This window comes from Serratia sp. HRI, from assembly GCF_010119335.3.
Classification (GTDB): Bacteria; Pseudomonadota; Gammaproteobacteria; order Enterobacterales; family Enterobacteriaceae; genus Serratia; species Serratia nevei.
In genome coordinates, this window is the sequence record NZ_CP083690.1 from 3,854,528 (window position 1) to 3,881,175 (window position 26,648).

Below are 26,648 nucleotides of genomic sequence, written 5' to 3' on the forward strand. Positions count from 1 at the left end.
CCCGGATTCCTCCCCAGAAAATCATTGTTTCGGTGAATGATTACGGTAAGGTCGCTCAGCGGTCCAGAATGAGAGGAGGAATCGATGTATTTACGGCCGGATGAAGTGGCTAAAGTGTTGGAGAATACCGGCTTTGAGCGTGATTATGTCACCGATCAGGCCTATGGCTACCGCAAGGGTGCGCACTACGTGTATGTGAATCGCGAAGCGCGGATGGGCAGAACCGCGTTGGTGATCCACCCGGCGTTGAAAGAGAGAAGCGTGCATTTCGCCACGCCAACCTCCCCGGTGCGCACCAGCGAGCAGTATCTGGAATTTCCCCTGGATTTAAGCGGCGACGCCCCGAACCTGCGTTACGGCATCGCACACGGCTTCAGCTCGCGCGAAGCGCTGTCGCGCTACCTCTTCAGCATGTTCCTGTAATCGGTCCCCCGCCTTGGGGGACGCGATCAGCCGTGGGCCAACGCTTCGCGGTTGAAACGCTCGTTGTAGGCGCGACGGAACTGCGCCAGTTCAAACGCATCGATATCCAGCTCGGCGAAGTAAAACAGCGCCGCTTCGGTGTGCTCGGCGTGCAGCTCCGGCGACAGCCCGGCGCGCAGCAGCACGTCGCGCCACAGGGCAATCTGTTCGTCGTCCGCCTGTTTGATGAACGTCAGGTAGATGAACAGCAGATAAGCCGCCTGGTGCATCTCTTCGGTGTAGCCGTTGTTCAGCATACGGATAAAGGTCTGGCTTTGGCGGCCGCCCATTTCCTGGATCATCGATTCGATCAGCATCGGTTTGACCCTCAGCAGATGGGCCAGCGAATCGATGGCTTTGCGGGTGTCGGACGTCAGGATGCGGTAACCGATAATGAATACGACGATCAGGGCGGCGAGGATGATCCAGGTCATTTAGGCTTTATTACACTCTCAATACGCCAGAAGAGGGGCGGGAGGCGCTGTGCGACAGCGCCCGCTATCAATGCTGTTCGCCGCTGAAATTACCGACCGCGCTCTGTTGGCGCAGGTGGTGATTGAAAGTGGCCGCGTCTTTGGCCAGCGCGTCCAGATGAGCGCCGAGCATTTTGATCTGCTTCACCAGCGCATGCTGTTCCGGTACCGAGCTGGCGGTGCTCAGCTTGCGCGCCAGTTGTTCATTCTGCGCCCGCAGCGCGGCTTCGCGCTGTTTGGCTTCTTCCAGCAGTTGCTGCAGCGCCTGGTAGCTCTGCTGCCATTCGCGGTGTTGCCGTTCGAAGCTGCTCTGCAACTCATTCATCGCATTTTGAAACTGGATTTCCAGCTCGCGCATTGTCATGGGCTCGATCCTTTGCGGCACTCAATGATGGCTTAGCAGTATAGCGAAAACTGTTCGCAAGCTCACCCGTTGACGACGAATGAGACAAATGCCGCTGACAATTCCCGGCTTGCAACCGTGGCAAGGCGTCTTACAATCGACCCCATTCCCGGCCGTAAAGGCTGCCGTTCAAGAGAGGTGGAAGATGAGCGAGCAGGAAAAAGACTTTTTTGAACAGGCGATGGCGGACGTGGTGCCGCTGGCGAGCGGACGGCAGACGCTGTACCTCAAGCCGCAGGAGGCGGTGGACAAAAGCGCGCGGCGCGAAGCGCAGCGGCTGATGCAGGAAAACTTCCTCAGCACCGATTTTCTCGAGGTGATCCCCTGCGAACAGCCGCTGGAGTTCAAAGGGGAAGGCATTCAACAGGGCGTGTTGGACAAGCTGCGTAACGGGCGTTATCCGCCGCAGGCGTCGCTGAACCTGCTGCGTCAGTCGGTCGAAGCCAGCCGGCAGGCGCTGTTTCGCTTTATCGTGCAGGCGGAGGCGCAAAACCTGCGTTCGCTGCTGATCGTGCACGGCCGCGGGCGGCAGAACGAAAGCCATCCGAATATCGTGCGCAGTTACGTCGCCAAATGGCTGGCGCAGTTTGAACAGGTACAGGCGTTTTGCCGCGCCTTACCGCGCGACGGCGGCGAGGGTGCCTGCTATGTCACGCTGCGTAAATCGGCGCAGGCCAAGGCGGAAAACTTTGAGCGCCACGCCAAGCGCAGCCGTTGAAGGGATAGCCGAAATAAAATGGCCGGCGAATATCGCCGGCCATCGATGAATTATTTATTAAATATTTTATAGTCCAGCGAATAACGGCCGGCGCCGGTTACCGCCAGCAACAGCAATCCGCCAATGATGCTGATGTTTTTAAAGAAGTTGATTTCGTTGCCCATCATTTCCATGCCGGTCATTTTCCAGAACGGATGGCCGATAAACGCGGTGCCCAACACATACAGGGCGAAAATGACCGCGATAGGGCGAGTAAACAGACCGAGAATAAGCGCGATGCCGAAAATAAACTCCACCACCACGGCAACGATCGCCGCTAAATAAGGCATCGGCGTGCCGTAGCCTTCCATTGCCGTGACGGTCGCACCGAAGTTGACCAGTTTCATCCAGCCGAAAATGATAAACAGAACCATCAGTAATATGCGGGACAGCAGAATTACGCCGTCTTTTGAGCTATCACCCATTTCGAACTCCTTAGCCACTGTCGGAATGATGTTGTCTTACTGAATAAAGATTAGAACAATTTACGTTTTTTTCTAGCGGCGACGGGCGGTTGCGCCACTTTTTTCGTTGGGTGAGACGCGTGGTGAAGCCGGCGGTATTGCCTATACTTGAGCCTGGAGCAAAAACAATAAAACAGGCAATGTGAGGCCAAAATGGATGAGGAATTGACCGCCGCCGGTTACCGCCGTTATTCCGGCGACAAGATTGACGTTTATTTTAACAGCGCGATATGCCGCCATTCCGCCAACTGCGTGCGTGGCAACGCGGCTATTTTTACCCTGAACCGCCGCCCGTGGATTATGCCGGACAATGCCGATACGGCGGAGGTGAAACGCGTTATCGACACCTGCCCCAGCGGCGCACTTAAATATAGGGAGAAATAATATGGAACATAAAATACTGGCAGACGACAAGCGTTTTTATATCAATGACGAGCAGGGCAAGCTGATCGCCGAGATCTCTTTCGTGCCGAGCGGCGACAAGCTGACCATTATCGATCACACCTGGGTGGATGAGTCATTGAAGGGGCAGGGCGTCGGCAAAAAGCTGGTGGCGCTGGTGGTAGAGAAGATGCGCGCGGAGCAGCGTAAAATCATTCCGCTGTGCCCGTTCGCCAAGCATGAGTTTGATACCACGCCGGCCTATCAGGACATTCGCGCCTGAGGCGATAACGGGGCGCGGTGCGCCCCGGTTATTCAGCAGACGCCGAAATCGCCGTCTTCGTGGTACAGCGCCACATCGCTGGCCTGCACCTCTGTGCGCTGCTCTGTGCCCAGTTCATTCCAGCTGCAAACCAGGGTTTCGCCGTCGATCGCCACCACGGTCATCTTTGGGCCGCCGGTGGTGCGTTGAACAAAATCACCGATATTGAATGCCATGCGTTCCTCCACAACAGATTAAACCTCACCTATTGATAACACAGAATGGCGCTGCCGTTGGCATGAGTCTCGTTATGTATTATTTTATATAGCGATTATCACCAAGGAGAGCAGAATAACATGCCGGGATTATTGATGTTTTATGTGGGCGGTACGGCGCCGGGCGCCAATATTGAGCTGCACGACGTACAGTTCGCGGCGGCGGATCGACCGGAAGAGGCGTATCCGCTGCTGCGTGAAAAGTGGTTCGGTGATAAGCGCAAGGTGCATGTCGACGGCTATGCGCGCATCGACTGGGCGGACGGTTACGACGTGAGCCTGGAGCCTGCGCCGTTCGCCGGTGAAGAGAAGCTGTTTTTCGTCAACGTGGGCGGCTACCGCAGCGATGAGCTGGCGGAATTGCACCAGTTCGGCCTGTTTGTGGCGCGTTCCGCCGACGAGGCGAAGGACAAAGCCAAACGGGTGCTGCTGACGGACAGCGCACAGCAGCACAAGGATGACCTGACCGAGGTGGACGACTGCCTGCTGCTGCAGGCGCTGCAGGGTTACCACGTGCATCTTAGGGCCAACCCGCACGGCAAACCGGCCCGGCCGCTGTGGCAGGGGTATCTGCCGATCGGCGAACCCGCGCTATAACGCCGCCAGCGTCTGCAGCTGTTGCCGCAACCAGCGACAGGCCTCCGGCCGGCCGTTCTTGCGGTGCAGGTAGATTTTGATCTGATACGGCGGCACCGGAAACGGCAGGGGGTGAATATCCAGCGCCGCTGCCTGCCGCAATTTTTGCGCGGCGTAGCGCGGCATGCTCATCACCAGTTCGCTGTCGGCGACGATGAACGGCGCTCCCAACAGCGAAGGCGTGCGGATGGCGATATCGCGCTGCAGCCCCAGCTTATCGAGCTGGTAGTCAATGACGCCGCGCTGTTCGTTCCACGGCGTCACCACCAGATGGCGCGCCCGCAGATAGTTTTCCAGCGTCAGTTCGCCGTATTTTACGCTGAAGGCGGGTGAACAAATCGCCACATACTCATCCTCCAGCCAGCTCACCTCATCGATCTCCGGGTAGCTTTCGCCGTCGGTTTCGGTAAAGCCCAGCGCGAAGTCGATGCGCCCCGCCAACAGATCGTTCAATGCCACCTTGCGCTCGGAATAGCGCAGCTGGAACGACAGCCTGGGCGCCAGGCGCTGCATTTGCGCCATCAGCGCGGGAAACACCGCGAAGGCGGTGTAATCGGTAATGGCGAAGGTGAAGCTCTCCCGGCTTTCGGCGGGAACGAAACGCGGGCGCGGATGCAGCCCTTTGGCCAGCAGCGCCAGACTTTCGCTGACGGTCGGGGCCAGGCTGTCGGCATACACCGTCGGGTGCATGTCGTTGCCGACCCGGTAGAACAGCTCGTCCGCCAGCGCCTTGCGCAGCCGGATCAGCGCGTGGCTCAGCGCCGACGCGCTTATGGCCAGCTCCGCCGCGGCGCGCGTCACCGATCGCAGCCGATAGACCGCTTCGAACACCAGCAGCAGGTTGAGATCGAGACGCTTCAAATCCAGATGCATGATATTCATTACCTGTTGATGAAAATGCAGTTCATACAGTATTTGAGGCGCGATATGCTGGCAAGCACAGTCATCAACACACTCAGGATTTGCCATGAACATTGAGATTTACCCGGCGCAAAAAAGCGACGCCAAACTGATTCTGGATATGATTATCGAGCTGGCGGTGTACGAAAAGGCGCGCGAGCAGGTGCTGGCCAGCGTGGAAGATATCGAACGCAGCCTGTTTGGGCCGGGCGCCTGTTCCGAAGCGCTGATTTGTACGGTGAACGGCGAGCCGGCGGGTTATGCGGTGTTCTTTATGAGTTACTCCACCTGGCTGGGTAAAAACGGCATCTATCTGGAAGACCTGTACGTGGCGCCGAAGCATCGCGGCGCGGGCGCCGGTAAAAAGCTGCTGCGGCACATCGCCCAGCTGGCGTGCGAACGGCAGTGCGGCCGCCTGGAGTGGAGCGTGCTGGACTGGAACCAACCGGCCATCGATTTCTACCTCAGCATCGGCGCGCAGCCGCAGGGCGAGTGGGTGCGCTATCGTATGGAGGGCGAGGCGTTGACGCACTTCGCGGCGCACGGGGCGGCGCTGCCGGCATAATAGCCGTTGGGGGGAGGCAGCCTCCCCAACTGTGGTGATGTGAATAGTTTACTGCGGGTGGTTCAGATCAGGAGCATGCGGGTTTGCGGGCGGCGAGAATGAAGATCATCGGGCGCTCCTGTTCTTCGTCCAGCGCCGGATTAGCGGCGATTTGCTGCGCGCTGGGGCCCCATTCGTTCAAATGCTGGATGATAAACCCTTGCTGCGCCAGCGGGTTGATATAGCTGCCGAGCGTGCGGTGCTGCTTGATGACACCTTCCGCCAGCCAGTTGGAAACGCGCTGGCCTTCTCGTTGGTAGCCGTTTACCGGCCAGGATTTCTGCCCGTTGCCGTCGGTCAGCCAGCCCTGCTGCGCCGGGGCGGTGTAGATCGGGTGCTCGGCGGTGAAGATGAACTGCCCGCCGGGTTTCAGCGCGGCGTAAACCGTGGTGAACAGGGCGGCCAGATCCTCGAGGTAGTGCAGGGTCAGCGAGCTGTAGACCAGATCGTAACTTTCCGGCGGCAGCTGCAGCTGCGCCAAATCCTGCCGACGGTACTCGATGCCCGCGTCGGCGGTCATCTCCCGCGCCTTGGCCAGCATTTTTTCCGAGACGTCCAGCCCCAGCACGTCGGCGGCGCCCTGTTCGCGCGCGCTGCGGCAAAACCAGCCGTAGCCGTAGCCGAGATCGACCACGCTTTTGCCCTGTAAATCCGGCAGGATGCGGCGAATGGCGGGCCATTCCGGCGCGCCGTCCAGGCCGTGCTGCGAGCGGCTGAGCTGCGCATAGCCGTCGAAAAAGGCCTGATTGTCATAGATGTTTTGCGTCATGATGACTCCTTGTGGTGAATGACGGCGGCGGAATGCTGCTGCCATACCGTGCATAGTGCTGCATAATTCTACGCTGACAACATGAATAACGGGAATGACGATGGACATGATTTCGGTGCGGCAAGTGCCCGAACTGGCGCCGCGCGCCATTGCGTATTTTCAGCGGCACTGGGCCACTGCAGAGACGCTGATGATGTATGAAGACGCCATCAACCGCAGCCTCGGCGCCGCCAACCCGCTGCCGCAGTGGTACCTGCTGGTGGAAAATGACCGGATCCTCGGCTGTGCGGGGCTGATCACCAACGACTTTATCAGCCGTGGGGAGTTGTATCCCTGGCTGTGTGCGCTCTACGTAGAGGAAGCGCAGCGCGGCCGGGGCTACGGCGCCAAACTGATTGAGCATGTGGCGGCGGAAACCCGCCGGCTGGGCTTCCCGCAGCTGCACCTGTGCACCGATCTGGAAGGCTATTACGAGCGCAACGGCTTCGTTTATAACGGGCTCGGGTATCACCCCTGGGGCGAAGCCTCGCGGGTCTATTCGCGGGTACTGTGATCGCCTTCGCCGGGGGCGCGTAAGACAAACCTGACTTTTCTTTTCGTTCACCTCATCGCGCATCGCGGGTTACACTGGCCGCTTGTTCGCCACCGACCAGGTTAATTCGCCGCCGCGATGAGAGTGCCACGCCAGCTACAGCAACGCTTTACCGCCTGCATCGCCATTATGGCGGTGCTGTTGCTGTTTGTTGCGCCGGTGGTGTCGAAATCGCTGATGCACCACCCGATGATGGGCGGCATGGCGCAGTCGGCAGCCGCCATGCCGCACGACATGCACGCGATGGCGATGCCCGCCGCCGAGCATGCCGGTTACCCCGGCATCGATTCGGCGGAGATGATTTTCTGCGGCTATTGCGAGCTGCTGATCCACGTGCCGCTGCTGCTGTGGACATTCGTCCCGCTGCTGTGGCTGATGGCGCGCATCGCGCGCCTGCCTTGCGCGCCGCGCATCGTTTCTCCGCCCATTCGGCGCCTTACTCTGCGGCCGAGCCCGCGCGGGCCACCCGGCCAACCGTTTTTCCCTATTGCTTGATCATGGGTAACGCCGTCCGTATCGCTGCGGACGGTTTGCCTGCGCGCACAGTTTGAAAAACGAGAAAGGCCATGTCTTCAATAACCAAAACTCCACCTGCCGCATCGCCGCGTGGCGCGATGCTGAACCTGATCAGACGGCTGCATTTTTATATCGGCCTGCTGGTCGCTCCTTTTATTCTGGTCGCTGCATTGACCGGCACGCTGTATGTGTTGACGCCGCAGCTTGAAGAGGCGCTGTATCGCGATGCGCTTTTCACCGAACCGCACGGGCAGGCGAGATCGCTGGCTGACCAGATCGCCGCCGCCCGCCGTGCGGTGGGTGACGAGGCACGCATTTACGCCGTGCGCCCGGCACCCGGCGCAATGGACACCACGCGCGTACAGTTCGCGAGTGCCGATCTGGGCGCTTCCGAGTCACGTGCGCTGTTTGTCGATCCGTATACCCTGGCGATCAAGGGCGATATGACGGTGTACGGCACCTCCGGCGTACTGCCGCTGCGCACCTGGCTGGACAAGCTGCACAGCAGCCTGCTGCTTGGCGATCTGGGCCGCAACTACAGCGAGCTGGCGGCCTCCTGGCTGTGGGTGGCCGCGCTGGGCGGCGTGGCGCTGTGGCTGGCGACGCGGCCGAAGCGCAAGCTGAACAGGGTGAAAGGGGGCTTCGCCGCTAACCGCCATTGGCATATCACGCTGGGCGTGGCGCTGCTGGCCGGGCTGCTGTTCTTCTCGGCCACCGGGCTGACCTGGTCGCAGTGGGCCGGCGGCAACATCGACGCGCTGCGGGCCAACCTGGGCTGGCTGACGCCGCAGGTCAACACCAGCCTGCAGGCCGATGCGCCGCAGACGCCGGCCGATCCGCACGCCGAGCACCGCGGGATGATGCCGGGCATGAAGATGGGGCCTGCCGCGCAGAGCAATGCGCTGAACGGCGACTGGGATCGGGCGCTACACGCTGCGCGCGCCGCCGGGATCGACGCCGCCAAGGTTGAGCTGCGCCAGCCGAAAGGCGAGGGCAAAGCTTGGACGGTAACCGAAGTGGATCGCAGCTGGCCAACGCAGGTGGACGCGGTTGCCATCGCGCCGCAAAGCTTCGCCGTCGTCGACCAGGTGCGGTTCGACACCTTCCCGCTCATCGCCAAGCTGACCCGCTGGGGCATCGACGCCCACATGGGCATTCTCTTTGGCTTGCCGAATCAGCTGCTGCTGGCGGCGTTCGGCCTTGGGCTGTGCTTGATGATCGCGTTGGGTTACCGCATGTGGTGGATCCGCCGCCCGGCGGCGGGGGCGCAGCATCCGGTGCAGACGCTGGTCGCCGCCTGGCTGGCGCTTTCCCTGCCGGCGCGTGCCGGCACGCTGCTGGTAGCAGCGGCGCTGGGTTATTGCCTGCCGGTAATGGGCGTGAGCCTCGCGGCGTTGCTGCTGGTGGACGTATGGCGCTGGCGCGGCCAGCGGCAAAGCCACTGGGACGAAACGCCGGAAGCGGCCGCCCGCCGCGCCGAGGTGCGCAAGTTCCGCGCGGCGGTGGCGACAGTGGCGGTGGCGGTCGGCTGCGTGATGGGCCGAGCGATCCTCGGCGGCACCGTCGAACAGTTTCAGCTGCCGATCGGTGACTGGAGCGCACAGATGGTGATCATGCAGAGCCTGATGGTGCTGCTGTATACGCTGGTGTTCACCCTGCTGCTTTCCATTCCGCTGTGGTATTTCTTCCTGGGGGAAAAAGAGGGGCGGTGAGGTAGCGTCCGGCATGCCTGCGGGCATGCCGGATATTTGGGAATGGGGCTTAAGCACGTATCAGCTCACCAAAGGGTAATCTCCACTGAAAGGAAGCGAACGATGGCGTTTGAACAACGAAGGGACAAGGCGATAACCGTGTGGAAATTGAACAGAAAAGAAAGCGAACACTAGAGAATACCAGCCCACATACGGGGCGCCAGTGCGCCATTCTGAGCCGCTTTTCAGGCCGGTGAAAATCCTCACTCGAATAAATTCGTTCACCGCAGCAGCGTGCTGCCAGCGCGATATAAATTTATATAACTCAATGTATTGTCATCGAAATGGCACTGCGCTGCATCTACCTACGCAATTTGGTTCAGAAAGTTTTTTCAGTTCTGATTTCCTACATCCCCCCCGGGCCGTGCCACGCCTGGGACTTTGGCGTAGTCCCAAACTGAAAAATGCGTGAATTGGTAATCGCTCCCTGGTTTGGTTATTCTCTGAGCTGGACACATTTTGCTTAAGGAAAGTGAATGGACGCAAAGCAAATTGCACATGGAATTTTGGATGGAATTTCGACCATTCCGAGCGGGATGTATCATGGTGTCGTTCGCACTTGGCAAGGAGCTGGATTGGCTGGTAGCAACCTTAAGACTAGAAACCAAGAAGAAACAGAACGTTTCGCCCGTATGGTCAAGTCGATGGGTAACAGTGAAGAACCCTTACGACGCCTGATTACTATTGTGATCACTGATTTCTATCAGAAATTAGACGCTAGCGGCAAAGAGTCCATCAATAATAAACTAGCCTATGGTGCCGGTCGTCTTGGTGGACGAACTGGGGGCCAATTTGCATTGGCGCAATTTGCGGCTCACATGATGCTAAGGAAAGCGACCTCCGCATTAGCGTATAAACAATTTGTACGCTTTGGCGCTTCGTTCACTCTCAACCTTGTAATGTTACAGGGACTTATCGAAGAGGCAGCCCAAGCATCCCGACGAATGCAAGTTAAGTTTCCTCAAACATACCGGAAGGTGTCGGCGTTAAATTTAGATATGGCATATTTCTTGGTTGAGGAGCAACTAGAGCCGTATCTCCAATTCATTAACAGCCACCCTATGCTTTGTAAAGGTATTCAGAATGAACTCTGCAAAATCCTCTCTAACCAGAAAACTCACTAAGTATATAGGGTTAGGTGCTTCGCATGCTTTGGAAGCGATAGTAACCGGCGTTTGCGCGATTGCTGCTTTCATGTCGCTGTTCTTACTTGATGGGGCAGTGATGAAGGTTGCTGGCTTTGTTGGGTTCTTCGTTGCCGGCTATCTAATCACCCTGGCGATTGCATGGCTGCGTGGGGAGCGATAACAAAGTGGCGACGTAATTTTCTTGTCGCCATTACAAAGATTCCACTGTGCCAATTATTTCACCTACTGCATTCTCAAGGCTTTCGGGGGGCTATTTTTTTTACTGGCTCTGTGCGGAGCATCCTGGGAAACTGTGTCGTTAGTGGGTTGGTAGCCCGATTAGGCAGGCATATTCTTAACCACCGATTCAATTCCCCACAGGTTCGAGCGGACGCTTCTTCTCCGGATTTTACTGGGTGTTCTCGGATAAAAACAAAAAAGCCCGCAACCGAAGTTGTGGGCTTTTTCGCTATTATCGCCGGGTCTATCTGGTTCACTGGCGACGTATTTGGTGGAGCTGGGGGGATTTGAACCCCCGTCCGAAATTACTACATGGCATTTCAGGGGGTTGGATATCAATGATTTGCTATGTTATTCAAATGGTTAGTTTGTATTTATTAGTATCGGTTAGTATCTGTTTGTATTCTCTGCCGCCACTTTGCCGCCACCTTTAGGGTGCCAGTTAAGGCCGGCCAGTGGGTTTTTAGTTGCGGCATCTTCAAGGTGATCTGGAGCGAAATGTGCGTATACCATCGTCATCTTTATATCGGCATGTCCGAGGATATTTCTCAATACCAGGATGTTTCCGCCGTTCATCATAAAGTGGCTGGCAAAGGTATGGCGTAACACATGGGTGCATTGCCCCTCTGGCAATTCAATACCTGCCCTTTTCAATGCTCTTTCGAACGCTTTACGGCATGGGCTGAATAACCGGCCACGCTTTTTTGGTATTTCTTCATATAGCGCCTGGGAAATTGGAACGGTTCTATTTTTCTTGCCTTTGGTTTTCGTATAAGTGATTCGATATTTGGTTACCTGGTGGCCGCTCAATCCCTCGGCTTCGCTCCAGCGTGCACCAGTTGCCAGGCAAATTCTCGCAACTGTGATCAGGTCAGGGTTCAATGATTCCTCGCAGGCGTCCAGCAAGCGCTTGATCTCGATTGGGGCTAAGAACGAAAGTTCGCTTTCAGCAATCTTGAACGCAGGCAGGCCGGCTAATGGATTTGGAGCATGCCAGTGCCCCATTTTTTTCAAGGTTCCAAACACCGCTGAAAGGTTGCTTTGTTCTAGATTAACCGTTCTGGGCTTTACCTTTGGTAGCAAGGTGCCGTCTGTTAGTTTCACCAGGCCATTTAACCGCCTTTCCCGATATGACGTGAAATCAGCGGCGCTAAACTCACCAGCAACAGGATCGCCAAGCCCGTCGCAGATAATTTTAAGTTTGGCAGACATGCGACGCGGATCAGCCAATGTTTGGCCATAGAGCGAGTGCCAAAGGCTTATCAGTTCAGAAAGACGGCGGCGGTCTACTTTTTCGCCAAGCCAAGGCTTGTTGTCCACTTCCTCCATCGTGAAGTTTTCAAAGGCGACTGCTTCGCCTTTGGTGGCAAATTGTTTTCGTACCCTTTTGCCTGTTCGCCCATTGGGGTAACACTCACACAACCACTTGCCGGTAGCTAACTTCCTGATCGTCACGAATCATTCCTTCCTGAATACACCGACCACCCGCGCAATGATTTTTATCTCATCGATGCCGCAGTCAAAAGGTACACCGCCGCCGATAACCTTAACTCTCTTAATTGGGATGAAAGCTAATTCTCTAATGTTGTGCTTCCCCTCAACTTCAACTAGCCAGCGACCATCAACCAGATCCGTAAAGCCTTTATCAACAAAAAATGCCTCGTTTTCCGTGCGGATTACATACGGCTCTTTCAGGTTGTTAGGTAGAAAAACCTTATCAAACATCAAGCTACCGGAGTTTTTCAAAGAACCATCTTTGAGAAGGTAACTATTCAGTGTCGCAATATCACTTTGAGAGTGCTCGAAAATGCGACCTTTTCCCGTTGCCAGCCATTGCAATGATGCATTGGTTTCCAGGGCGCATTGAATAATCAACTCTGCCGGGAACGTATCTCGTTTAATCCAGGTAGCAAGGGTGCTGGACGAAATTTCGAAGTGGCGGCACAGGTCGTTTTTAAACCTAAATCCGTAAGCCTCCATCAGTCTATCTATGGAGGCCGCGCCATCAGTTGCCATTTTCATATGCTCTCACCTGAGAATAAAATCGTTGACATTTCGCATTTGAGTGCATATAAAGTGATTGATCTCAAATGCGAGCGAATGCGATTTCCTGCTAAGAAATGCAAACAGATACGAACAGATACTAACAAACACGAGATAAACCGGAGATTTTGCCTTATGGCTGCAACCATTTCAATCAACATTCCTCGCGATTGGGTATACCCGGAAGAGTTCGCCAAGCTGGAAGGTATGTCGATCCACACCGTCTACAAATGGAAAGAGCAAAGCAAGCTGGAGATCCTCCCCCAAAAAATCGCACCAGGTAAAAAGAAAGCTGGCGGGCGCATTCGCATCAAGTACGCAAAGTACAAAGCCCAGCAAGCCCGTGAAATTCTTGGGCATTCAAACTTCTCAATTAACGTTGTTGGCGTTCATTAGTTCCATATTGCGAACTTTTTGGGGATGTGAACATGTTTGATTTTGAAAGCTCCATACATAAGCACCTTGATAGTGCTTGCCGCCGGTTTGCCCTGGAGCACAATCTAGCGGAGCTGGCCCCGGCGCTGAATGTCTCGCCGCAGGTGCTGCGCAATAAGCTGAACCCGGAGCAGCCGCACGAGCTGACGCTTTCCCAGCTGGTTACACTCACCGCGATCACTGACGACGCGGCAATCCTTGATGGCCTGTTGGCGCAACTTAATTGCTTGCCGGCGGTGCCAACCAACGAGGCAAAGCCCAACAGCTTGCCTACTCACACGTTAAGCGCCACTGCGGCGATCGGCGCTATCGCCGGCGAAACCGCATCCAATGCGCCTATGACGCAATCCCGTAAAAACGCCATTCTCGACCGTGCCAACCAGGCAATTCGTGATCTGTCGCTGATCGTCGTGTCGGTAGAAGCGCGTTTCCAATCTACGCCAGTGCTGGCCGCTGCTGTTGATGTGTTCAACACCTGCGCGCCGGCGTTCGGCATGAGCTGAGGTAACTACATGAAAGCTTTTGCGCAATACCTGAAACGACAATCACCGGCCCCGCAGCTGGCCAGCTTTGGCCACGGTTGGATTGAGCTGCCGAACGGCCAGCGCTGGCAGCCATGCGCCAGCCGAGTGGTGTTTTCAGGGGATTCCGTTGCACCAGGTAAGCAGGCCAAGCGCCGCCCCTGGTGGTTCCGCTTGATGGGTATGAGGGGGTAACGATGGCGGATAACAACTATTGGTTGGCCAAAATCCGCGCCCAGGTTTGCCCCGAACATTCAGAGGCCGCCGACTTTTGGAATGGCCTATCACCAGAGTGGCGCGGCGTAGTGATCCACGCTGCGGCGCTGGAAGGGAGGGAGGAGTTAAAAGCCAGTTTGAGCAATTGCCTTTGGCGCGAGCTGTTCGAGCGGCTACCCCCTCAAGCAATCATGCAGATTCGTGCCGGCATCCAAAAGGCGCGGAATGTGTTTGGTGGGTTTGGATCTCTGCGTGAATCGGACTTTCAGCGGAAGGGAACGCGCCGAAATTTGAAGGAGCATCACCCGGTGCGCAAGCAAGTGGAAATGGTGGCAGCGCCGCACATTATCAGGATGTTAGAGCAACAAGAAAGCCTGCAAGGCCAGGCAGAGGAAAGGTAAACATGAAAGTGATCGCAGTTGAAAAGCAGGGGCTTATGGACGATTTGGCCGCTTGGGGAGTAGCGCCGAACTATGCCCGCTTTTTCCTGGCCAAATGCCAAGAAGTTGATGGCCTTGTTGCCCTGGAGCCGTTTGTTTTCAATGACTCCATGCATTTGACCAGCCCTTACCAGTGGTTTGCCTCCAATGCGGCGTTTTGGTGCCGCGCATACCGTGAAGCTGGCACCGCTGAAGAACAGGCGGAAACCCTGGCATCTATCCGCGCCCTCTTCTATGTGGCGGGGATGTTGGGCCAGGGCAGCATTACCGCGCTGATCCTCCAATGGTGGTCGGCAACCTATGAGCTGCACCGCCTGCCAGCGCCGAACGTTTCCCCTGCTGACTCGCTGATTTTTCGGGATGGCAGCGCGTCACGCTTTATCGATACAACCGCCGGCCAGCGCCGACACTAAAACCCACTAATCACAAATGCCCCACGGCTTCCACCTGGTAGCCGGGGGATTCTTTTTGCCCAAATCGGAGAAAACACCATGCCAACTATCGGCCAAGACATTAGCAACCGCGCCGCGCGTGCCTCCCTTAAACATGCGCTCGACCTGGCGCGCCGCGAAGCCCAGGCGGATGCCGCCGTGAAGTTTTCCAGCCACTTAGACCGTATGGCCACCGCGATGGCCAACCAAGAGTTATCCGCCGTTGAGATCGTGGATCTGCTGCGCCAGGACGCTGAGAAATGGAAAAACGAGGGGCTTTCATGTGCTGGGTACTGCTGATCGGCGTCTTTTTCGCCGTCTGGGTGTGGATGGGGCGCGCGGCTGACAAAAAGGCGGCGCAGCGCCCTGAAAATCAAAATTACGATTAGGGAAGAGTGTGAGTCTGCATCTACAGCAGGAAAGAAACGGCGATTACCACGCTGCCACCCGTTGGCAGCGTGAGCAATTCGCGCCTGGTGCGCCGGATGATATAAGCATCACTGAGCGCCAATTGTGGCAGTTGGATAAAACCGATCACAAGTGGCGCAGTCAGTACCTGGGCGAAATGCCCGATTACCTGGCGGGCTACTTTGGCCGCCGGTATGAGCAGCTTTTCAAAAAGGGCGAGGACGGCCGACGCCGCGCCAATGCATTTTTGCGCACCACGGTGGGCGAAAATATATTGCCGCGTCTACAGCAAGTTACCCAGCGATACGAAACCCGCTTCCATACAGCGGGTTTTATGCCTTTCCCCTTCAATGACGATCTAGCCCGCTTGCCGACCCTGGGCCGCGATGACCTGCGCAACCTGGCGCACCGCGTGGCCGATTTTCTGGCGGCCAGCTTTTCCGACTATATCGACCGCAAATTTACCGGCCAGGCCACCACGGATAAAGAAATGCGCGCCCGCACCTGGGCCGCCTATCGCAACCTTGCGGGGCTGTGCCGACAGGTGGGCACTGAGCCGCCTTACTGGCGGCAGGCAACTGGGCGCGGCATCAAATTGGCGCAAATGGAATCCGGCTTATTGCGGATGATGGCCCCGGAGTGGTGGCGCGCGCGGTTGAAGCGTCGCCGTGATCTGATGCGTGAACACCTGGCCATTGCAGTGGGCCAGGTGCAAAAAGCTGCGTCGGCCTATGTCAGCCGTTCAACCCTGGGCGAGTGGATAGAGCAGAAGAAACGCAACCGCGAATTTTTCAATTCGTTTGAGCTGGAAAACGAGGACGGCGATCGGGTGTCGCTGGCCGACATGGTAAACGGCAGCAATGCCAACCCTGCAATTCGGAGGTGTGAACTTATGGTAAGAATGCGCGGCTTTGAAGATCTGGCCGCTGAAATGGGGTGTGTGGGCGAGTTCTACACCATAACGGCCCCGTCAAAGTATCACGCGGTGCATAGCGCCGGCGGTTTTGTGTCGCAGTGGAACGGCGCAAGCCCGCAGGAAACGCAAAAATACCTGTGCGGCGTTTGGGCTAAGGCCCGCGCGGCGATCGCACGCGCCGGCATTCACGTTTTCGGTTTCCGCGTGGTGGAGCCGCACCACGATGGCACCCCGCACTGGCACATGCTGTTATTCATGCTGCCGGGCGACGTTGACCAGGTGCGCGATATTCTTTGCTATCACGCTCGCCGGGCAGAGTCCGAGGAGTTGCAGACCGCCAAGGCGCTGAAAGCACGTTTCCACGTTGAGCCGATCGATCCGGCAAAGGGGAGCGCTACGGGTTACATCGCCAAATACATTTCCAAAAACATCGACGGTTACGCCCTGGACGGTGAGGCCGACGACGAAACCGGCGAGAACCTGAAAGACATGGCCAAGGCGGTAAGCGCCTGGGCAAGTCGCTGGCGCATCCGCCAGTTTCAGCAGATCGGTGGCGCGCCGGTGACCGTTTGGCGTGAACTGCGCCGACTGCCTGGCGATGGGCAGATCATTCCCGATCAGGATATGGACAACGTGCGTTTTGCCGCCGACGTGGGGAATTGGTCGGCCTATACCGAGTTTCAGGGCGGGCCGCTGGTCGCCCGCAAAGATTTAACCGTGCGCCTGGCCTATGAGGTCACCGAGCGCGGCAACGTCTACGCGGAAGACGTGCAGCGCGTCACGGGTGTTTATTCTCCTCGCTTGGGGGAGGAGTCGGCGGTTTGTACGCGGTTGGTGAAGTGGGCGATCGTGCCTAAGTTGGCCGAAAGCGAAGCGGAGGCCGGTTTACCTGGCGGCAACGCCGCCCCTTGGAGTTCTGTCAATAACTGTACGCCAGAGGAATGGCGGCGATTATCGAGGGAGTTACAACGACGTGGTTTTGCCGGCGATCAGTATGAGATAGACATACTCACCAGGGGCAGCGCCCTGCGGATATACGGCGACCGAATGTTAAAAATGCGCAATGGACGCCTGGAGGAAACGGCCAGCGATCCGGCGTGTGAGTTGTGGCCAGGCTGGAATGGGTAGTTACAGAATTATTCATTTTGCTAAATAATATGTATACTGTACGAATATACAGTATCATTTTGCTAAACGAACAACAAGAAGGGGGAGCCGTGAGCGATTTTTTCTTTGAATCACTGGCTTTACAGCGCATTGAACTTGTGGCGCGCTTAGTCGCTAACGGACGTTGCAGCAGCGACGATCGGGAGTTGGCTTTATCATGGATTTCTGAGATGACTACTACACTGGCCGCAGACGTTGACCGGCAGATACAAAAACGCCCCCAGGGTGGAGGCGTTAATTCAGGCGGCGGAGGCGGCACCCTGCAATAAATCGAGCATCATTTGCCGTTGTTGTTGGCTCATGCCTTCAACAACGGTTTTCAGCAATTTATCCCCTGTTTTCGCGCTAGGGCTAATCGTGTGGGAAAAGGTTAAATTCATGACAAAAGTATGCCCACACTCCACATCAGCGCAGGCGCAATAAATATCTGCAATCTGCCGGTGTTTCCGGTTGGTCTTGCGAATCACAGCCTTTGAGCCGCACTCCGGGCATTCAATTTTCAGGACTCTCATATTCCGCTCTCCAGCTGTTAAAACATGCCGGGATTTTAGCCTTTTTTGCCTCATGCTGCATCCTTATCTGTTGTTTCAGAAGCAAAAGTTAGATACAGGTGCGGAGGGATTTCAGGATCGTTCTTGATGGCCATTGCCATTCGGCGCCCGATTGGGTACACCTCGCTTTTTTTATACGTCCGATCCACCTTTTCGGGGTCGCCTAATCCCGCTGTGTTCTGCGGAACGATGCCTGCCAATCCGGCAGGGAAGCGATGCGCGTTTAAAATGTCCTGGGCGCTGATGTTCTTGACGCTGGCGAATTCATCCTTTGCGGATATATCGCCCATCTCAATAAATTTGATGGCGTCGCCGTCACCGCCTGGAATGTTCACCAGGATCGTGGAGAAGTTGCCGATGCCTTTGCTGTCGCGCAACTGCCGTTCGATTTCTTCCTCCATTTCATCCGTCATGCTGGGATCTCGGGTGTAAAGAATGCCACCGGTATGCGCCCCATTATGGTAATAACGGCGGCGAAAAATGACCGCTTCACTGTTAAGCAACGCCGAGTGAACACCACCGATGTAATCGGGCAAGCCGTAAATATGCTGCTGCGGGTCATACATCTTGATGAAGATAATATCTTCCTCGGGGTACACCTGCGGTTCCCCTTCTTGCAGTACGACATAATCGCCAGGAATATCGTGCCCATCCTCCTGAGTTCTGCGCCGGCGCAAGTAGAGGCCGGGCAGGGGGTCAAGCCCAATTACATCCCCCCATCCGTTGCGCACTTTGGCTAACGCAATATCGCCGAAGGTCAAATAATCAAAAATTGCTGCCTCCAGCTGGTCATAGGTAAGGCCGCCGCCCTGGTAATCAGACAACACCATGTTTTTGCGGGCGTGAATAATGCCGCCATGCTGGCCGTTGAGATTGATAAGCTGCGCCAGGGCTAACCGGTCGATAGGCTGCGTGTAGTGATCGGCGGCTTTGTCATACCAGATATTCCGGTAATCCGTTCCCGTGGTTAAAACTGGTTCGGGCTTATCAAATGAGATGATGCTCATTTTTTTTGACTGTGGGCCGCGGTGCTCGCGTTTCACATACTTTTTCTTTTTCGTCATGCTGCTTTTTTCACTCCCCATCGGGATTTGGGTTTGTTCTCGTAGTTAAGGGGTTCGTTATGTAGGGCGTGCGTGATCGCCCAAAACGCCTCGGCGTGGCCAGTGTCTTGGCTACGGTCAGCAACAAACGTCATTGCATTACCGCTTTGGGTGGTTGTACGGCGCACCGCCATAAAGCTGGCGGCGATCTCTTTCAGGTTTTTGTCCCATTCGATGCGCTGGCTTTCCACCACATCAGCCGCTTTTAAAACCAGCTGATTTTTCGTGTTCACGTCATAACGGATAGGCACCGCCACACGCATGGCAAAGTGCTGGATGTTGTCGAATACACCGCTCCCAATGCCGGTAACGTCTACCCCCAGGTAGGTGAAGTTGTATTTTTTAAATAGCTGCTCAATCTGCCTTGCCTGGTAACGGAAATTGATGCCCTTCCAGTAAATCACCTTCAATACGCGGAATTTCTCCACGGCAAACATGGGGGGAGCGACAATCACAAAGCACGACAAATCACCGCTGCGGGCGGGGTCAAAACCTCCCCAAACGGGGCGATCGCCAAATGGGCGCAAGGCGTCCGGGTTGTGATCTTGCCAGGTGTCCACCTCAACGCCGCAGGCTTCCAGGTCGGCGAAGCTAAAAACGGAGTCCTTGCTATCAACAAAGACGCACATATAGAGCATGTTGAATGTGGCCGTGTTGTAGCGGTTGCGCAGTTTTTCAATATTGGCCAGGTTGAAGCCGCCGGCGATCGCGTCTTCCATCGTAATGATGTAGCGCCATTGGCCATCAGGGCACACCCGGCCACCGTCGCGCAGTTCATCGAAATCAGGGAATTTAACCGCCGTGCGCTTTTTGCTGCCCTGTTTCCATTCGTCCCCCATCCAAAATGGGTATGCCTGGTGCGTTTTGGCCGATGGTGTAGAAAAGTAGGTTGTGCGCCATTTGTCATGGGTGGCCATTGCGCTGGCCACCTCGTTAAGGTGGGCGAAGTTCGGCACCCAAAAATACTCGTCGCAATACAGGTGCCCGCTGTATGACTGCGCCGTGTTCTTGTTTGTTGAGAGGAAGCGCAGCTCTGCGCCGTTGCTCAGTCGGATAGGGTTCCCGGTCAGGGTGATGCCGAAATATTGCTCTGCAATGTTGACGATATAAGACCGAAATACATCCGCCTGCGCCTTTGACGCGGAAAGGAATATTTGCGGATCGCCCGTCATTACTGCATTTTCAAGCGCCTCATACGCGAAATACCAGGTTGCCCCGATCTGCCGGCTTTTAAGGATGTTTCGCACCTGCTGGCCAATATTCTGGCGCAGGTGCTTTTGGTAGGCGAAAAGGTGTTCTTCTGCCCAGGTATCGAAATCTTCCTGCGTCAGCGTAGAAATATCATTTTTCTTATATTTCCGTTTGCCTTTGCGTCCTTCCTCGTCGTTTGCGTGTTCGCCTGCCGGTTCTCCGCCCTGGCTGCCTGCCATCTTCTCCTTATGCTTATTGCGCTGTGCCCGTAGCTTTGTGGCATGGGCGATAAGCAAGTCCATTTCTTTCAGGTCGAGATCGCTTTTATTATCACGCCCGGCAAGTAGCTGATAGCGCCTTTCGATCGCGTCTTCTGTGCTCTCAACACTCAGCAGATCCGGCCAGCCATATTTTTCAGCCCAATAGTAAACGATCCGCCCATTAGGCAGATTTAATTCGGATGCAATTTCCTTAGGCGTATAGCGGCGCAGGTAAAGAGCGCGCGCAACGCCTTTTAATTCTTCAGAGTATTTAGCCATGCGGTTAATTATGCCGTGGCTGTAATAAAAAATGACGGCGCAGATTCGTGAATGTTCGATAAAGGGCTATAACCGAATTATCCAGAATAATGCAGGGTGCGCCGGTGTGTTTAATTGGCAATAATTGATTTGCAGCGTCAGGGGGGAATCAGGAGGGATATGTCTCATTTAAAAACTGACTGGCTGTGTGTTGCTACCGAAGGGGATACCGTTGATGGGCGGATATTAGAAAGACAATGGATTGTCGATATGGGGGAAACCTACGACATAAACCACTATGCCGCACTGATCTGGCCTGAGCATGAGTGTGACGCCGGTAATTTTGGCGAAGTCCTGGATGCGTTTTGGCAGGATGGGAATGATGGTTTAGCCCGGCTATTTGTCAGTATCTGCCCAAATAGACGTTTGCTTTATGCGAATGAGGAAGGGCAATTACTTTATTTCTCTGTTGAGCCAGAACTTAACTGGCGCGGTGGGGAACGTACTTACCTCAAGGGGCTGGCTGTAACGGATACCCCAGCCAGTATTGGCACCACACGCCTGCGTTTTAGTCGGCGCAATTTAACTAAGAAGGGATATTACAGTTATGTAATTTCCCATGATGGAAAAATTAAGCAGGAAGGAAAGATGAAAAATTGGCAAAAGCTGTTTGGTATTAAACCGAAGTTTGAGGAAGAAACCCCACAAGACGATTCGGCGCAAAACGACGATAAATTGCAGGCGTTGGCAAATGCGTTGAACGATCTGGAGGCGCGTGTAGCCACCATTGAAAATCAGCTTAATTCCGTGAAGGAAGACGTGGACACCATTACAGAAGTGGTAGACACGGAAGAGTTTTCAGCTATTCGCGATAACGCGAAAGAAATTGTTAACCGTTTCAATTCCCTGGGTAATGGCGGTAAACGTAATCCAGGCCGTAAACTTCCGTCTAAGGCCGGCAAGTTCAATTACCTGTAATTCTCGCACACATATAACGAGCTATTAATTAATCGCATTGCTGCGAGGGAGTTTTATGTATCTTAATAATGAAGCACGGGATTTACTGGATAAATATTCGGCTGGTATGGCGGCGCATTATGGTGCCCGCGATACCTCCCGTTATTTCTCCATGAATAACCCGCAGGAAATTGCGCTACGCCTGGCGATGCTGGAGTCTGTCGAATTCCTGAACATGCTTAGCTGCATGGACGTTGACCAACTGAGTGGCCAAGTGATTTCGGTGGGTGCTTCCGGTTTGCATACGGGCCGCAGTGAGAACGGGCGTTTTCACAAGCGTGTTGGCGTAGACGGTAATACCTACGATCTGGTTGAGACCGACAGCAGCGCGGATCTGCGCTGGGATCTGCTCTCTGTTTGGGCCAATGCCGGCCAGGAAGAAAACGAGTTCTTTAACCTCGTACAGACGTTTTCTACCCAGGCTTTCGCGCTGGATATGCTGCGCATTGGTTTTAACGGTAAAACCCGCGCCAAGACTACCGACCCCGAAAAGAATCCAAACGGTGAAGACGTAAACATCGGCTGGCATGAGCGCATGAAATCGATGCTGGGCGGTAGACAAATCATGACTGATCCGGTGGTGCTGGATGCGGCCGGCGATTACAAGTCCTTGGATTCAATGGCGCAAGATTTGATTAACGCCAAGATCCCGGAGCAATACCGCAATGACCCGCGCTTAGTTGTGCTTGTCGGTGCCGATTTGGTCGCTGCTGAACAGTACCGCCTGTATCAGGCCGCCGATCGCCCAACCGAAAAAATCGCCGCTCAAATGTTGGGTTCAACAATTGCCGGGCGCACGGCCATTATTCCGCCATTTATGCCGGGTAAGCGCATGGTCGTTACGCCGCTGAAAAACCTGCATATCTATACCCAGCGCAACACCCGTATGCGCAAAGCGGAGTTTGTGGAAGACCGTAAACAGTTCGAAAGCAAATACTTGCGTAATGAAGGTTATGCGGTGGAAGTGCCGGAGCTGTACGCGGCTATCGATGAATCCGCTGTAACGATCGGCAAGGTTAACGAACCTCTGGAGGGCTGATAAATGGCACTTTCTCCCGCCCAGCGCCATAACCAGCGCATTGAGATGGAGCAAAAGCTAAAGCAGAGCCAGGCGCTTGAAAGCACGGAAAGCCTGCACCTGATGATCAGGGCGCTGGAAGCCGATGTTGAGCATGTTCGAAGCCTGCCTTTGATTGCCGATCGTGTTGAGTTTAAGCGCGACGTGTTGTTGCCGCGCTGGATGCCAACGGTGGAAGCCTATTTGGCCAGTGGCCAGGTTTATGCAAACCCTGTTTTGGCGTGGTGCGTGATCTGGTTATTCGATGTGGGCGACCTGGATAAGGCGTTGGATCTGGCTGACATTGCGATCGGGCAGCACCAGGCCACGCCGGAGCAGTTGCGTAGCAATTTCCCCACGTTTGTGGCGGATACCATGCTGGCATGGGCGCAAGAGTCGGCGGGGCGCGGGGAAAGTGTTGAGCCGTATTTCTCTCGAACGTTTGAGCGTGTGGCGAACACCTGGCGCTTGCATGAGCAAGTAACGGCGAAATGGTACAAGTTCGCGGGGCTGGAAATGCTGCGCGGTGACGGCGGGCAAAAAGCGGCGTCGGGTGTGGATGATGTTCAAACGCTGGAAAAAGCCGATCAGCTGCTGGCTACCGCTGAATCGCATTACTACAAAATCGGCGTCAGGACTGCGCGGCAGAACATTGCGGCGCGGATGCGAAAACTGACGCAGGGTTAAAGACTACCGCAAGCCAGGCGGGCGCGGTGGAGGGCAGGCCACGAAAGTGAATCTGCGCCGTGGAAACCGGTCAGCCCGCCCTTTTACGGGGAATTTATGTTTAGCGGAAAGCCGATTGATTACCAGGATGAGCCGCTCAAAAACGCCGGATTTTGGCCGGACTTGAACCTGAAAGATTTCCAGGCGCAGCGGTCATTACCGCCCGATATTGACGCCAACACTATCGCGCAAGCGCTGCTGGCGGCAGTGACGGAAGTTAACGCGGAGCTGGAAACTGTAGAGGCGCGGTGGAGGATGAAAGGTTATCTGGCGGCGGCTGATGTTCCAGGGGTAAGCCTGGGCGACCTTAACGGCCTGTGTGCGCAGTACCTAAAAGCGGTATTCGCCAGGGCGAAAGCCGATCTGTTGGGGGAGTTCGCCACGATTGGGCGTCGTGATAGCCACCCTGGGCAGGAAAGCACGGAAACCCGCGCGGGATTGTTGGCGGAGGCGTCTGTAGTGATCCGCCGCATGAAAGGGTTGAAGCGGGCAACGGTGAAAAAGGTATGAGCAAGTTAGAGACGCTAACCGCGTTCCTCCAGGCCAATTTGCCGGCGCGTGTGGCTAACCTGGGTTTTAGCAGCGACATGGAAGAGGTGAGCTTTATCAACGCACAGAAGGATTTGGGGCTGAACCAATACCAAATGGCGGTGATGGAGTACGAAGCGGTGTTGTCCTGGGGGCGCTTCCCGTATCGCCAATTTGACCCGCGCAACCTGTGCGCGCTGTTGCTGGCCTGGCTGATTGAGAACGCCGATCAGGGGCTGATTGAGCAGGGATTTGAACCGGTGTTGCCGGATCTGGCGATCGTGGTCACGGACGATAAAACCGCGTTGGTGGAAATCGCGCTCAAGATGGCGGAGCCGCTCACGCTGACCCAGGACGAGGAAGGGCTAATCCCTTTCGACGGCAAGCGCTGGCGGTTGGCCGACCCGGAAATCTGGTGGGCCCTGGAAGGGCGCGTGTATGGCGTGGGCAGTACCGGCGCGCCGATCGGTGAAGCGCGGTGATTATCAACGGCGAGCTGAGCCGCCCGCAGCTGCGGGAGCTGCGCAAAGAATTGGCCAAGCTGGAAATGCCCCAGGCCAAACGCCAGCGCCTGCTATGGCGCATGGCCAAATACGGGGTGATAGCCGCGGCTAAGCGCAACGTGCGCAACCAGCAGCAGCCGGACGGCACGCCCTGGGAAGGGAGGAAGACCCGGCGACGCGGCAAGATGCTGCGCAATATGCCCAATTTGCTGCATATCCGCGACATGCCAGAGCGGGAGGCCGTGAGGCTTTACCTCCAGGGCGGTGGATACCGCAACGGCAATAAGGCCGTGCCGGCGGGCGTGGTGGGGTTTTCGCAATCGGCAGGTATGCGGGTTTCCATCAAGCGGGAACAGGTGGCCGGCAGGAAAGCCGACACCGAGCGGCAAGCCACGCTGCGCCAGGCTAAGAAGCTGCGCCAGCTGGGTTATCAGGTGAGGCGCGGGAAGCGCTGGCGAAAGCCGCCGCTCAAGGAAATTGTGGGAAATATGTCATTCGCGCAGGCCGGCTTGCTGATCCGTAAGTTGAGCGGCAAGGCGGCCAAAACGGCCTGGACGGTCGATTTACCGTCCCGCCCGTTCCTGGGCATGAGTGACGCGGATTTTAACAAAGCGTTAGCGCGTCAACTCCAGGCAATTGGGTTTGGCTGGAATGTGAAAGCGCAAGACATTAAGGGGAAACAATGAGTTGGCCAACGATTCAGGTTAACCAGGTAAACCGGCACCAGGGCGAAACCAAAGAGATCGAGCGGGTATTGCTGTTTGTCGGGGCCGGTAAAACCAATATCGGCAAAACGCTGCCGGTGAACACGCAAACCGATCTGGATGTGCTGTTGGGCGTGGGGGATTCGGTGCTGAAAAGCAACCTCCAGGCCGCCAAGCTGAACGCCGGGCAAAACTGGTTCGCGTATGTGCATGTGCTGGCGGAAGCCGACGCCGGCAAGAACTGGCCGGCGGCGGTACTGAGCGCGCAGCGTGTGGCGAGTGTGGAGGGCATCGTTAACCTGGTGCCGGCAACGCTCGATGTAGTGAAGCAGGCGCAGAGCCTGCGGGCGGAGATTATCGCCAAGTTTGGCCGCTGGCAGTGGTTCATTCTGTCGGTGGAATCGCTGCAAAAGGGAGAGGGTTGGGCCGAGTATGTGGGCCGCATCAACGACCTGCAAAAAGGCGTTGCCGAGCCGGCGATCCAGTTGGTGCCGCGTCTGTGGGGCAATGAGCCGGGCGTTTTGGCGGGCCGACTGTGTAACCGCGCTGTGACGATCGCCGATAGCCCGGCCCGTGTGGCTACTGGGGCGCTGGTCGAAATGGGCAGCACGTCCACACCGGTGGACGGTTCCGGGGAAGTGTTGGAGCTGGCGACGCTCCAGGCGTTGGAGGCAAACCGCTTTAGCGTGCCGATGTGGTATCCCGATTACGACGGCCTTTACTGGTCTGACGGGCGCACCCTGGATGTGGAGAGCGGCGATTTCCAGGCGATTGAAAGCCTGCGTGTGGTGGATAAGGCGGCGCGCCGTGTGCGACTGCTGGCAATTCCTAAGATTGCCGATCGGTCACTGAACAGCACGCCAACCAGCATTGCGGCGCACCAACAGTATTTTGCCAAGACGCTGCGAGAAATGGCGCGCAGTACGCAGATTAACGGCGTGACGTTCCCCGGCGAAGTCAAAGCGCCGCTAGAGGGGGATGTGCAAATTACCTGGCGCACCTCCACCAAGGTGGAAATTTACCTGGTGATCCGTACCTACGAATGCCCGAAAGGCATCACGGTTAGCCTGATGTTGGATAACTCGCTGGAGGGCGCGGCATGACAAAACGAATTTCTGGCCAGTCGGTTGATTTCAATATGGACGGTGATTTAGTCCATGCGGAAAAAGTGAGCCTGAGCATTACCGACAACACCGCCGCAGCCCAAACGGGTGGCGTGCCCGATGGCTGGGTTTCCGGCGACGTGGCCGCCGAGGGGGAAATGGAGCTAAGCACCAAATCCCTGGCGCAGGTGACTGCCAAAGCGCGGGCCGCCGGCAGCTGGCGCGGCATCCCGCCGATTGATCTGATGTGGTACGCCAAGGCCGGCGGGGAGGAGCTGAAAGTGGAGGCGTTCGGCTGCAAGCTGATTTTGAGTGACATTCTGGATGTTGATCCGAAGGGCGGAAGCATCATGACGCACAAGATTAAGTTTGTGGTGACGGACGCGGATTTTGTGCGCCTGGGCGGCATTCCTTACCTGGAAGCGGAAGTGACGCAGAACCTGATCGGGTAAGGGATA

General features: G+C 56.1%; 37 protein-coding genes. 26 read left to right on the plus strand and 11 right to left on the minus strand.

Annotated features, from left to right (window positions below; all coding sequences use genetic code 11):
• Window positions 1-84: 84 nt before the first annotated feature.
• Entirely contained in the window at window positions 85-423 is a 339-nt protein-coding gene (locus GF111_RS18405; RefSeq protein WP_038872785.1) for a DUF2002 family protein, read from the plus strand.
• Between the two features lie 26 nt (window positions 424-449).
• On the opposite strand, the gene GF111_RS18410 is transcribed toward GF111_RS18405, so the two are convergent.
• Both GF111_RS18410 and GF111_RS18415 read right to left on the minus strand, forming a co-directional pair.
• The gene (locus tag GF111_RS18410; protein WP_025303978.1) at window positions 450-896 is read right to left on the minus strand and encodes a DUF1198 family protein; all 447 of its coding nucleotides are present in this window, start codon (window positions 894-896) and stop codon (window positions 450-452) included.
• A 67-nt stretch (window positions 897-963) separates the two neighbouring features.
• Window positions 964-1,299: an MbeD/MobD family mobilization/exclusion protein gene (locus GF111_RS18415; RefSeq protein WP_004928976.1), complete on the minus strand. Its 336-nt coding sequence runs from the start codon at window positions 1,297-1,299 to the stop codon at window positions 964-966.
• A gap of 184 nt (window positions 1,300-1,483) precedes the next feature.
• Here GF111_RS18415 and smrA point away from each other — a divergent pair, with 184 nt between their 5' ends.
• Window positions 1,484-2,056 (plus strand): DNA endonuclease SmrA, encoded by a 573-nt coding sequence (smrA, locus tag GF111_RS18420; RefSeq protein WP_038872783.1) that lies wholly within the window; start codon window positions 1,484-1,486, stop codon window positions 2,054-2,056.
• Between the two features lie 50 nt (window positions 2,057-2,106).
• Here smrA and GF111_RS18425 read toward each other — a convergent pair whose 3' ends face one another.
• Window positions 2,107-2,520, minus strand: coding sequence for a DoxX family protein (locus GF111_RS18425; protein ID WP_016929826.1), 414 nt, complete (start codon window positions 2,518-2,520; stop codon window positions 2,107-2,109).
• A 192-nt stretch (window positions 2,521-2,712) separates the two neighbouring features.
• Here GF111_RS18425 and GF111_RS18430 point away from each other — a divergent pair, with 192 nt between their 5' ends.
• Window positions 2,713-2,943 carry a (4Fe-4S)-binding protein gene (locus GF111_RS18430; protein WP_038872781.1) on the plus strand — a complete coding sequence of 77 codons (231 nt, stop codon included), beginning with the start codon at window positions 2,713-2,715 and terminating at the stop codon, window positions 2,941-2,943.
• Between the two features lies 1 nt (window position 2,944).
• A complete protein-coding gene (locus GF111_RS18435; RefSeq protein ID WP_047730014.1) occupies window positions 2,945-3,223 on the plus strand; it encodes a GNAT family N-acetyltransferase in 279 nt (92 codons plus the stop codon).
• A gap of 32 nt (window positions 3,224-3,255) precedes the next feature.
• On the opposite strand, the gene GF111_RS18440 is transcribed toward GF111_RS18435, so the two are convergent.
• Window positions 3,256-3,438, minus strand: coding sequence for a YodC family protein (locus GF111_RS18440; RefSeq protein ID WP_061872474.1), 183 nt, complete (start codon window positions 3,436-3,438; stop codon window positions 3,256-3,258).
• A gap of 120 nt (window positions 3,439-3,558) precedes the next feature.
• On the opposite strand from GF111_RS18440, the gene GF111_RS18445 reads away from it, so the two are divergent.
• Complete coding sequence (locus tag GF111_RS18445) at window positions 3,559-4,074, plus strand: DUF1543 domain-containing protein (protein ID WP_047730015.1); 516 nt, start codon at window positions 3,559-3,561, stop codon at window positions 4,072-4,074.
• Here the strand turns inward: GF111_RS18445 and GF111_RS18450 are convergent.
• The gene (locus tag GF111_RS18450; protein WP_147190315.1) at window positions 4,069-4,995 is read right to left on the minus strand and encodes a LysR family transcriptional regulator; all 927 of its coding nucleotides are present in this window, start codon (window positions 4,993-4,995) and stop codon (window positions 4,069-4,071) included. The genes GF111_RS18445 and GF111_RS18450 overlap by 6 nt on opposite strands.
• 85 nt (window positions 4,996-5,080) lie before the next feature.
• Between GF111_RS18450 and GF111_RS18455 the strand changes: the two genes are divergently transcribed.
• Window positions 5,081-5,578: a GNAT family N-acetyltransferase gene (locus GF111_RS18455; protein ID WP_055312229.1), complete on the plus strand. Its 498-nt coding sequence runs from the start codon at window positions 5,081-5,083 to the stop codon at window positions 5,576-5,578.
• Between the two features lie 67 nt (window positions 5,579-5,645).
• On the opposite strand, the gene GF111_RS18460 is transcribed toward GF111_RS18455, so the two are convergent.
• Window positions 5,646-6,386, minus strand: a complete 741-nt coding sequence (locus tag GF111_RS18460; protein ID WP_147190317.1) for a bifunctional 2-polyprenyl-6-hydroxyphenol methylase/3-demethylubiquinol 3-O-methyltransferase UbiG — start codon at window positions 6,384-6,386, stop codon at window positions 5,646-5,648.
• Between the two features lie 100 nt (window positions 6,387-6,486).
• Here GF111_RS18460 and GF111_RS18465 point away from each other — a divergent pair, with 100 nt between their 5' ends.
• The 5 genes from GF111_RS18465 to GF111_RS18485 all read left to right on the plus strand — a co-directional run bounded on the left by GF111_RS18465 (window position 6,487) and on the right by GF111_RS18485 (window position 10,553).
• Complete coding sequence (locus GF111_RS18465; RefSeq protein ID WP_080479026.1) at window positions 6,487-6,939, plus strand: GNAT family N-acetyltransferase; 453 nt, start codon at window positions 6,487-6,489, stop codon at window positions 6,937-6,939.
• Window positions 6,940-7,056: 117 nt separating this feature from the next.
• The gene (locus tag GF111_RS18470; RefSeq protein ID WP_217354295.1) at window positions 7,057-7,473 is read left to right on the plus strand and encodes a DUF2946 domain-containing protein; all 417 of its coding nucleotides are present in this window, start codon (window positions 7,057-7,059) and stop codon (window positions 7,471-7,473) included.
• A 71-nt stretch (window positions 7,474-7,544) separates the two neighbouring features.
• The gene (locus GF111_RS18475; RefSeq protein WP_186766886.1) at window positions 7,545-9,206 is read left to right on the plus strand and encodes a DUF2534 family protein; all 1,662 of its coding nucleotides are present in this window, start codon (window positions 7,545-7,547) and stop codon (window positions 9,204-9,206) included.
• Window positions 9,207-9,721: 515 nt separating this feature from the next.
• Window positions 9,722-10,369, plus strand: a complete 648-nt coding sequence (locus GF111_RS18480; RefSeq protein ID WP_071845367.1) for a hypothetical protein — start codon at window positions 9,722-9,724, stop codon at window positions 10,367-10,369.
• On the plus strand, window positions 10,329-10,553 hold the full coding sequence (locus GF111_RS18485; RefSeq protein WP_055317294.1) for a hypothetical protein: 225 nt from the start codon (window positions 10,329-10,331) through the stop codon (window positions 10,551-10,553). Before GF111_RS18480 ends, GF111_RS18485 begins: the two co-directional genes overlap by 41 nt.
• A 446-nt stretch (window positions 10,554-10,999) precedes the next feature.
• Here the strand turns inward: GF111_RS18485 and GF111_RS18490 are convergent, their stop codons facing one another.
• Window positions 11,000-12,067: a site-specific integrase gene (locus GF111_RS18490; protein ID WP_047730021.1), complete on the minus strand. Its 1,068-nt coding sequence runs from the start codon at window positions 12,065-12,067 to the stop codon at window positions 11,000-11,002.
• 3 nt (window positions 12,068-12,070) lie between these two features.
• Entirely contained in the window at window positions 12,071-12,634 is a 564-nt protein-coding gene (locus GF111_RS18495; protein WP_047730022.1) for a phage repressor protein CI, read from the minus strand.
• Window positions 12,635-12,790: 156 nt separating this feature from the next.
• On the opposite strand from GF111_RS18495, the gene GF111_RS18500 reads away from it, so the two are divergent.
• From GF111_RS18500 to GF111_RS18530, 7 genes are all read left to right on the plus strand, one after another.
• Window positions 12,791-13,051, plus strand: a complete 261-nt coding sequence (locus tag GF111_RS18500) for a hypothetical protein (protein WP_047730856.1) — start codon at window positions 12,791-12,793, stop codon at window positions 13,049-13,051.
• Window positions 13,052-13,083: 32 nt separating this feature from the next.
• The gene (locus tag GF111_RS18505) at window positions 13,084-13,593 is read left to right on the plus strand and encodes a phage regulatory CII family protein (protein ID WP_047730023.1); all 510 of its coding nucleotides are present in this window, start codon (window positions 13,084-13,086) and stop codon (window positions 13,591-13,593) included.
• Between the two features lie 9 nt (window positions 13,594-13,602).
• A complete protein-coding gene (locus tag GF111_RS18510; RefSeq protein ID WP_047730024.1) occupies window positions 13,603-13,806 on the plus strand; it encodes a phage filamentation protein Fil family protein in 204 nt (67 codons plus the stop codon).
• 2 nt (window positions 13,807-13,808) lie between these two features.
• Window positions 13,809-14,228 carry a hypothetical protein gene (locus tag GF111_RS18515; RefSeq protein WP_047730025.1) on the plus strand — a complete coding sequence of 140 codons (420 nt, stop codon included), beginning with the start codon at window positions 13,809-13,811 and terminating at the stop codon, window positions 14,226-14,228.
• Window positions 14,229-14,230: 2 nt separating this feature from the next.
• The gene (locus GF111_RS18520) at window positions 14,231-14,680 is read left to right on the plus strand and encodes a hypothetical protein (RefSeq protein ID WP_047730026.1); all 450 of its coding nucleotides are present in this window, start codon (window positions 14,231-14,233) and stop codon (window positions 14,678-14,680) included.
• 78 nt (window positions 14,681-14,758) lie between these two features.
• A complete protein-coding gene (locus GF111_RS18525) occupies window positions 14,759-14,998 on the plus strand; it encodes a DUF2732 family protein (RefSeq protein WP_047730027.1) in 240 nt (79 codons plus the stop codon).
• A gap of 97 nt (window positions 14,999-15,095) precedes the next feature.
• A complete protein-coding gene (locus GF111_RS18530) occupies window positions 15,096-17,150 on the plus strand; it encodes a replication endonuclease (protein ID WP_224217743.1) in 2,055 nt (684 codons plus the stop codon).
• A 278-nt stretch (window positions 17,151-17,428) separates the two neighbouring features.
• Here the strand turns inward: GF111_RS18530 and GF111_RS18535 are convergent, their stop codons facing one another.
• The 3 genes from GF111_RS18535 to GF111_RS18545 are packed head-to-tail and all read right to left on the minus strand — an operon-like array spanning window position 17,429 to window position 20,573.
• On the minus strand, window positions 17,429-17,755 hold the full coding sequence (locus GF111_RS18535; RefSeq protein ID WP_060437276.1) for an ogr/Delta-like zinc finger family protein: 327 nt from the start codon (window positions 17,753-17,755) through the stop codon (window positions 17,429-17,431).
• A complete protein-coding gene (locus tag GF111_RS18540) occupies window positions 17,752-18,804 on the minus strand; it encodes a phage portal protein (protein WP_047730029.1) in 1,053 nt (350 codons plus the stop codon). Before GF111_RS18540 ends, GF111_RS18535 begins: the two co-directional genes overlap by 4 nt.
• Entirely contained in the window at window positions 18,801-20,573 is a 1,773-nt protein-coding gene (locus GF111_RS18545) for a terminase large subunit domain-containing protein (protein ID WP_047730030.1), read from the minus strand. Before GF111_RS18545 ends, GF111_RS18540 begins: the two co-directional genes overlap by 4 nt.
• A gap of 159 nt (window positions 20,574-20,732) precedes the next feature.
• On the opposite strand from GF111_RS18545, the gene GF111_RS18550 reads away from it, so the two are divergent.
• The 8 genes from GF111_RS18550 to GF111_RS18585 all read left to right on the plus strand — a co-directional run bounded on the left by GF111_RS18550 (window position 20,733) and on the right by GF111_RS18585 (window position 26,642).
• Window positions 20,733-21,530 carry a GPO family capsid scaffolding protein gene (locus GF111_RS18550; RefSeq protein ID WP_047730031.1) on the plus strand — a complete coding sequence of 266 codons (798 nt, stop codon included), beginning with the start codon at window positions 20,733-20,735 and terminating at the stop codon, window positions 21,528-21,530.
• Between the two features lie 55 nt (window positions 21,531-21,585).
• Window positions 21,586-22,608, plus strand: coding sequence for a phage major capsid protein, P2 family (locus GF111_RS18555; protein WP_047730032.1), 1,023 nt, complete (start codon window positions 21,586-21,588; stop codon window positions 22,606-22,608).
• A 3-nt stretch (window positions 22,609-22,611) separates the two neighbouring features.
• Window positions 22,612-23,313 carry a phage terminase small subunit gene (gene gpM / locus GF111_RS18560; RefSeq protein ID WP_047730033.1) on the plus strand — a complete coding sequence of 234 codons (702 nt, stop codon included), beginning with the start codon at window positions 22,612-22,614 and terminating at the stop codon, window positions 23,311-23,313.
• 96 nt (window positions 23,314-23,409) lie between these two features.
• Window positions 23,410-23,862, plus strand: coding sequence for a head completion/stabilization protein (locus tag GF111_RS18565; protein WP_047730034.1), 453 nt, complete (start codon window positions 23,410-23,412; stop codon window positions 23,860-23,862).
• Complete coding sequence (locus tag GF111_RS18570) at window positions 23,859-24,362, plus strand: phage tail protein (protein ID WP_047730035.1); 504 nt, start codon at window positions 23,859-23,861, stop codon at window positions 24,360-24,362. The genes GF111_RS18565 and GF111_RS18570 overlap by 4 nt, the downstream gene beginning before the upstream one ends.
• Window positions 24,359-25,069 carry a hypothetical protein gene (locus GF111_RS18575; protein WP_047730036.1) on the plus strand — a complete coding sequence of 237 codons (711 nt, stop codon included), beginning with the start codon at window positions 24,359-24,361 and terminating at the stop codon, window positions 25,067-25,069. The genes GF111_RS18570 and GF111_RS18575 overlap by 4 nt, the downstream gene beginning before the upstream one ends.
• Window positions 25,066-26,190, plus strand: coding sequence for a DUF2586 domain-containing protein (locus tag GF111_RS18580; RefSeq protein ID WP_047730037.1), 1,125 nt, complete (start codon window positions 25,066-25,068; stop codon window positions 26,188-26,190). The genes GF111_RS18575 and GF111_RS18580 overlap by 4 nt, the downstream gene beginning before the upstream one ends.
• Window positions 26,187-26,642: a DUF2597 family protein gene (locus GF111_RS18585; RefSeq protein ID WP_047730038.1), complete on the plus strand. Its 456-nt coding sequence runs from the start codon at window positions 26,187-26,189 to the stop codon at window positions 26,640-26,642. Before GF111_RS18580 ends, GF111_RS18585 begins: the two co-directional genes overlap by 4 nt.
• Window positions 26,643-26,648: the final 6 nt, after the last annotated feature.